At 31.7% G+C, this 6,144-nt stretch carries 9 protein-coding genes; 6 read left to right on the top strand and 3 right to left on the bottom strand.

The genetic code is table 11. From position 1 onward, the window contains the following. Positions 1–366 precede the first annotated feature (366 nt). Genes VFS71_RS09495 through VFS71_RS09480 form a run of 4 tightly spaced genes read left to right on the top strand, consistent with a single transcriptional unit; the run spans position 367 to position 2,952 of the window. On the top strand, positions 367–1,218 hold the full coding sequence (locus VFS71_RS09495) for an aldose 1-epimerase family protein (protein WP_326400930.1): 852 nt from the start codon (positions 367–369) through the stop codon (positions 1,216–1,218). 20 nt (positions 1,219–1,238) lie between these two features. Beyond that, entirely contained in the window at positions 1,239–1,790 is a 552-nt protein-coding gene (locus VFS71_RS09490) for a GNAT family N-acetyltransferase (protein WP_326400928.1), read from the top strand. 42 nt (positions 1,791–1,832) lie between these two features. Beyond that, entirely contained in the window at positions 1,833–2,282 is a 450-nt protein-coding gene (locus VFS71_RS09485) for a GNAT family N-acetyltransferase (protein WP_326400926.1), read from the top strand. A 31-nt stretch (positions 2,283–2,313) separates the two neighbouring features. Next, the gene (locus VFS71_RS09480) at positions 2,314–2,952 is read left to right on the top strand and encodes a class I SAM-dependent methyltransferase (protein ID WP_326400924.1); all 639 of its coding nucleotides are present in this window, start codon (positions 2,314–2,316) and stop codon (positions 2,950–2,952) included. A gap of 112 nt (positions 2,953–3,064) precedes the next feature. On the opposite strand, the gene VFS71_RS09475 is transcribed toward VFS71_RS09480, so the two are convergent. After that, entirely contained in the window at positions 3,065–3,298 is a 234-nt protein-coding gene (locus tag VFS71_RS09475; protein WP_326400922.1) for a VF530 family protein, read from the bottom strand. A gap of 70 nt (positions 3,299–3,368) precedes the next feature. On the opposite strand from VFS71_RS09475, the gene smpB reads away from it, so the two are divergent. Beyond that, positions 3,369–3,821 carry an SsrA-binding protein SmpB gene (gene smpB / locus VFS71_RS09470; RefSeq protein WP_326400920.1) on the top strand — a complete coding sequence of 151 codons (453 nt, stop codon included), beginning with the start codon at positions 3,369–3,371 and terminating at the stop codon, positions 3,819–3,821. A gap of 315 nt (positions 3,822–4,136) precedes the next feature. Then, a complete protein-coding gene (locus VFS71_RS09465; protein ID WP_326400918.1) occupies positions 4,137–4,583 on the top strand; it encodes a hypothetical protein in 447 nt (148 codons plus the stop codon). A gap of 85 nt (positions 4,584–4,668) precedes the next feature. On the opposite strand, the gene VFS71_RS09460 is transcribed toward VFS71_RS09465, so the two are convergent. Further along, a complete protein-coding gene (locus VFS71_RS09460; RefSeq protein WP_326400916.1) occupies positions 4,669–5,313 on the bottom strand; it encodes a PAS domain-containing protein in 645 nt (214 codons plus the stop codon). Between the two features lie 288 nt (positions 5,314–5,601). Beyond that, on the bottom strand, positions 5,602–6,144 hold a 543-nt coding region (locus VFS71_RS09455; RefSeq protein WP_326400914.1), incomplete at its 5' end, for a protein-L-isoaspartate(D-aspartate) O-methyltransferase.

Here is a 6,144-nt window from a genome sequence, read left to right as displayed (position 1 = left end):
TTGGTAGTAGATGTGCTAGTTGCAGGAGCATCTTGACTCCATGAAGTACTAAACACAATTAATAAAGTCAGTTGAAACAAGACTCTAATACAATTGTTTTTCATAAGGTAAATTTTAATTGATTTTTATTGGGGGTAATATATAATTAGCATGTCAGCAACGATATTTGAAACCATTTTCTTTATGCTTATTTCATAAAATTTGTGTTTCTAAAGCAAATTAATGGAAAAAAAATCAGATTTCAGCTTAAAATTAAGAATTTGATTGATTTTATGCTCCAAATATAATCTCAATTTTCTTTCTTAAAACAAGAATTATAAAATATCTTTACAACACTAATTTTAACAACAAAAAACAACTATTATTGTGACCACAACTATATCCAACTCCTATTTAACTGCTCAAATAAAACATACTGGAGCCGAATTATGTTCCTTAAAAGACAATTTCAACAAAGAATATATTTGGAGTGGAAATCCAGCCTTTTGGGGAAAGCACTCTCCTGTTTTATTTCCAATTGTAGGTACCCTAAAAGACAATTCATACCAACATGACAATATTCAATATCAATTATCCCGACACGGTTTTGCTCGTGAAATGGAATTTGAATTAATTGACAAACAAGAAAATAGCGCTACTTTTTCATTAGTTACATCTCCAGAAACCAAAGAGAGATACCCATTTGATTTTGATTTACACTTAATTTATACTTTGGAAAATAAATCTTTAATAATAGAGTATAAAGTGTTCAATAATGGGGAATCAAAAATGCCATTTTCGATTGGAGCACATCCAGCATTTGATTTACCTGGGGATTTTGAAAATTACAGTTTGGCTTTCGAGAAAAAGGAAACTTTAAACTATTATTTATTGAAAGATGGTTTGATTTCGGATACTACAGATGAATTACATTTGGACAAAAATGAATTGCATTTGAATTATGACCTTTTTGCAAATGACGCTTTGGTTTTCAAAAAAATAGATTCCAAATCGATAACCATTTTGGAAAAATCCAAACCGTTTTTGAAAGTAAGCTATTCCGATTTTCCGGATTTAGGAATCTGGACTCCGTCAAATGCGCCTTTTATATGTATAGAGCCTTGGTTTGGCTATTCCGACACTGTGGATAAATTTGGAAATCTTTTTGAAAAGGAAGGCATTCAGATATTGGAAGCAAACGCCACTTTTCATTCTGCTTTCAGTATTGAAATTCTCTAAACTAATAACAATTGAACGTTATGCTAGAAATTAATTTTTTACCATTCCCCATATTAAAAACCCAACGTTTACTATTACGACAAGTAGGTGCAAATGATGCGAATGATATTTTGTCTTTGCGTTCGAATGACGAAGTCATGAAATACATTCCGAGACCTTATCTCAAGAGCAAAGAAGATGCCTTGGAACTTATTGCCATGTTTGATGATAAAATAGAAAACGGTATTGGTATCAACTGGGGTATTTATTTTCTTGACGAACCTGAAAAACTCATTGGAATTATTGGTTATTACCGAATGAAACCTGAACATTACAGAGCCGAAGTGGGCTACATGATATTCCCAAAACACAATGGAAAAGGAATCGTATCGGAAGCATTACAAAAGGTTATAGAATATGGATTTAAAGAAATGCAACTGCATTCCATAGAAGCTATTTTAGATCCTGAAAATATAGGTTCCGAAAAGGTTTTACTAAAAAATGGCTTTATAAAAGAGGCTCATTTATTGGAAAATGAATACTACGAAGGTCGTTTTCTTGATTCAATGATCTATTCACTTTTGAATAAATAATTTTAATGTCGGTTAATCTATAATTGCTTCAATTAAAAAAAAATGATAATCAAAAAAGCAAATATAAATGACAATGAAATTTTGACAGAAATAACAAAAAAGTCAAAAGCCTATTGGGGATATTCCGAAGAACAAATTTTAAAATGGAATAATAACCTAACCATTTCCAAAGATTATATTGAAACCAATTGTGTCTTCATATTGTTAAATGACAATAAAATAGTTGGTTATTATTCTTATATCATAAAAGAGGCAAAGAATGTAATTCTTGACAACTTATTTATTTTGCCAGAATATATTGGAAAAGGGTTTGGGAAATATTTGATGGACGATTTTTTAAACCGAATGAAAAACGAAAAATTTGAAAAGATAACTCTAGATTCTGAGCCAAATACTGAAAAATTTTATCTAAAAATTGGATTCAAAAAAATTGGAGAGTTCGAAACTTCAATAAAAAATAGGTTTATGCCAATTATGGAAATGTGTCTTTAAAATAGCATATCAAAAAACAACCACAGTCAAAATGGATTTAGACAACCAAAAAGAATATTGGAACGAAGTTGCTGAAATCAAAACTTTCACACATCCAATAGACACTGAATTAATAAATCAATTTTTAAACAAACAAAGTATAATTGTTGACTTTGGGTGTGGATACGGAAGAATAGTAAAAGAATTGACAGATTTAGGGTTTGAAAATGTTTTAGGATTTGACACTTCCAAAGAATTAATTGCGAGGGGAATATCAGAAAATAATCTTTCCCTTTACCATATTGAAAATCCAACTGATCTGAGACTTGAAGACAATTCTGTTGATTGCATTATTCTTTTTGCTGTTTTGACTTGCATACCTTCCAATGAAGGACAGAATAGTTTAATGAATTTACTGTTGTCCAAACTTAAAAAAGGAGGCATAATCTATATAAGCGATTACTATATTCAAGAAAAATCAGTTGAAGTTGAGCGATATGAATATTTAAATGGAGACGAAAACAATTTTGGTGTTTTCAAACTTCCAGAAGGAGCAACGTTTCGCCATCACACGAAAGAATGGATTAAAATATTGACGAAAGATTTTGAAACTTTACTAGAAAACCCTCTAATTGTAAAAACAATGAATGGAAACATTGCTAATGGATTTCAGATAATAGGTAAAAAATAATTTCTCAATCTTCTTATGAAAACCAATGCCCTAGCCCTGATAGAAGTGGAAATCCTTTTACTTTTCTTTTAAAAGTAAAAGATTGAAACGGATAGCAGGATTAAGCTCCTAATCATTTGGATTGTATTTTCGGAATAGTTTTTAGATACAGCTCTTCGACTTGTTTTCTGGCCCAATCGGTTTTTCGTAAAAAGGTGAGACTTGATTTTACACTTGGGTTTTTATTGAACGATTTAATTTTAACCAATTCTCCTAAGGTGTCAAATCCATAATATTCCACTAATGTTTCCACTATTTTTTGGAGTGTGACTCCATGAAGCGGATCTTTTGACTGTTGCTTTTCCATGATGCAAATTTATAGCATTTTCCTAAAAACAATTGGTCTTTCATTAATTAGTTCCTAAATTTGCCCAACTATGCAAAAAACCGTCAACATACTCAATAAAAGAGCTCGTTTCGATTATGAAATCCTTGAAACCTATACCGCTGGAATTGTTTTGGCTGGAACCGAAATCAAATCCATTCGTTTAGGAAAAGCGAATATTACAGAAAGTTTCTGCGAATTTAGCGGAAATGAACTTTTTGCAATCAATACTTACATTGAAGAATACACTTTTGGGAATCAATTTAACCATAAGGCGCGTAGTGAGCGCAAATTGCTTTTGAACAAAAGAGAATTAAAAGGACTGGCTCGAAGTGTACAAGCCAAAGGTCTTACAATTGTTCCGCTAAAATTGTTTACCAATGAAAAGGGTTTGGCGAAACTACAAATTGGGCTTTGCAGAGGTAAAAAAACATACGACAAAAGGGAATCACTTAAGGAACAGGACACTAAAAGAGATCTGGACAGAATAAAAAAGGATTATTAAAGCAAATCCTGTCAAAATTTTATTTCATTTCATCGTTTTTATTTTCAAATTATAATTACTTTTACTTACATTATAACTAAAAAACAAACAACTATGAAAAAATTATTTATCACTTTAATCTGTGTATGCTTAGCTAGTTGAGGAAGTAATACATCAATTGTATCCAGTTGGAGAGACCCAAATGCAACGCTTGCCAAAGAAAATTTCCAAAAAGTATTAATTGTTGCATTAGCAAAAGATGAAAGTACTAGAAGATCAACTGAAAACAGGATTGCTTCCATAAACCCGAAAATTCTAAATCCTTCCTACAATTATTTGAACCAACAAAATTTAAATCTTACTCAGGAACAAAAAATAAGTATTGTACAATCAGAAGGGTTTGACGGAGCTATTACTATGCGTTTCATTAAAGCGGATAAAGAAACACAGTATGTTCCCGGAACAACAAACTACTATAGCGGTATGGGATATCCTGGCATGGGATATGGCTATGTAGGTGGTTACGGTATGGGTTACGGTGCAGGATTTGGTGGATGGTACGGTGCATATGCTCCGGCTTACTATTCTCCAGGATACTACCAAGAAAACACTTATTACTACATCGAAACCAATATTTTTGACTTGAAAAACAATAAACTTGTTTGGAGTGCTACTACAAAATCACTTGATGTATCTGATGTAAACACTACTGTTGATGAAATCATGGAAGCCTGTGTGAAACAAATGAGGGCTGATGGTTATATGGCTCCAAAATCAAAATAAAATATATTTATTTCCCTAAAAGGATTTAAACTAAAAAGCAACACTAAAAATTTAAGTGTTGCTTTTTTTTATTGAGTATAGTTATTTATCTACCGAAAAATCTACCAAAAAAACCTCTGCTTTCTTCATCCTCATCCTCAATTTCTCCAACAATGACTGCTTGAGGTACTTGCTGAATTTGCTGAACTTTTTCATTTTCAACCATTAGCTTAGTAATATAATCAACATAACTAAGTCTTTGCTCTTCTAAAAAACCAATCAAGTATTTCTCGCTGGCATTAATACCGCTGACTTCTTCAATCTGCGATAGCTTTTTATACAAAGGTTCAATGTATTTTGTGATTACGTCTTGCGGAACTGCTTTTCTTCTGGCTATATAATTAACAATATTTCCGCTTTCATCTCTTGAATATTCAAAATTGGTAATTACCCAATAATATCTACCCGACTTCGCTAAATTTTTCACAATTCCGTGAAACTGATTTCCTTTTTGAATGTTATCCCAAAGCACCTTGAAAATAATCTTAGGCATATCTGGATGTCTAATAATATTATGGGGTTTGGCCATTAACTCATAATCCTCATAACCACAAACATCCACAAAAACTTCATTAGCATACTCAATAGTACCGTACAAATCCGTTTTACTCATAATTGTCTGCGTTTTATCCCAAGACACCTCTTTATCTATTGGAATTGGTCCTTTGCTAATTTCTCTTTCTTCGTTCATACCTTTTTTTAATTTATTAAACAATTCTTGTATTACAAGTATTTTACTGACTAATACTTGCTTAAACAAAGGTAAAATACCAATTTTATCAAAAATATGATAATAATCAGTTTCGCCAATATTAACGAAATCGATATATTTTAGTAAAAGATCAATTGTAAGAAGAGATTCCTTTTCTTTTATGCGTTATATAATTAAAACACTATAAATAAACAATTTAACATATAAAAAAATAAACCATTCACAGCGTGAATGGTTTATTGTAAAATTTATTAAGATCGGAAAAATTTAATTTTTATCTTCTAATAAAGGAACAAAACGAAACTCTCCAAATTCATGTTTTTCAAATTGCGTTTCATTGACGCGTATTAACAGCGTCATAATTTGGATATCCTCCCCTAACGGAATCACAAGCCTTCCTCCTATTTTGAGCTGAGCCATCAAAGCTTGCGGAATTATTGGAGCACCTGCTGTCACAATAATACTATCAAATGGCGCGTGATTTGGCAAACCTTTATATCCATCTCCAAAAGAAAGATGCTTAGGACGTATTCCAAGTTTAGGCAATAAAGCAGATGTTTGTTTGAACAACTCATTCTGCCTTTCTATACTAAAAACTTGTGCCCCCATCAAACATAAAACAGCCGTTTGATACCCAGAACCGGTACCAATTTCCAAAACTTTATGTCCTTTTTTTACTTCTAATAACTGGGTTTGAAAAGCAACAGTATAAGGTTGGGATATAGTCTGACCCGCAGCAATAGGAAAAGCCTTATCTTGATAAGCATAATCTTCAAAACTTGAATTTAAAAATAAATGACGTGGGATTTT

The organism is Flavobacterium sp., assembly GCF_035760125.1.
Lineage (GTDB): Bacteria > Bacteroidota > Bacteroidia > Flavobacteriales > Flavobacteriaceae > Flavobacterium.
This window is presented reverse-complemented; position numbering and strand designations above follow the sequence as displayed.

Bases quoted from the DNA above. Each gene is read 5' to 3' on its own strand.
- VFS71_RS09490 (WP_326400928.1), top strand. From the start codon at position 1,239: ATGCTAGAAATTAATTTTTTACCATTCCCCATATTAAAAACCCAACGT.
- VFS71_RS09485 (WP_326400926.1), top strand. From the start codon at position 1,833: ATGATAATCAAAAAAGCAAATATAAATGACAATGAAATTTTGACAGAA.
- VFS71_RS09480 (WP_326400924.1), top strand. From the start codon at position 2,314: ATGGATTTAGACAACCAAAAAGAATATTGGAACGAAGTTGCTGAAATC.
- VFS71_RS09475 (WP_326400922.1), bottom strand. From the start codon at position 3,298: ATGGAAAAGCAACAGTCAAAAGATCCGCTTCATGGAGTCACACTCCAA.
- smpB (WP_326400920.1), top strand. From the start codon at position 3,369: ATGCAAAAAACCGTCAACATACTCAATAAAAGAGCTCGTTTCGATTAT.
- VFS71_RS09460 (WP_326400916.1), bottom strand. From the start codon at position 5,313: ATGAACGAAGAAAGAGAAATTAGCAAAGGACCAATTCCAATAGATAAA.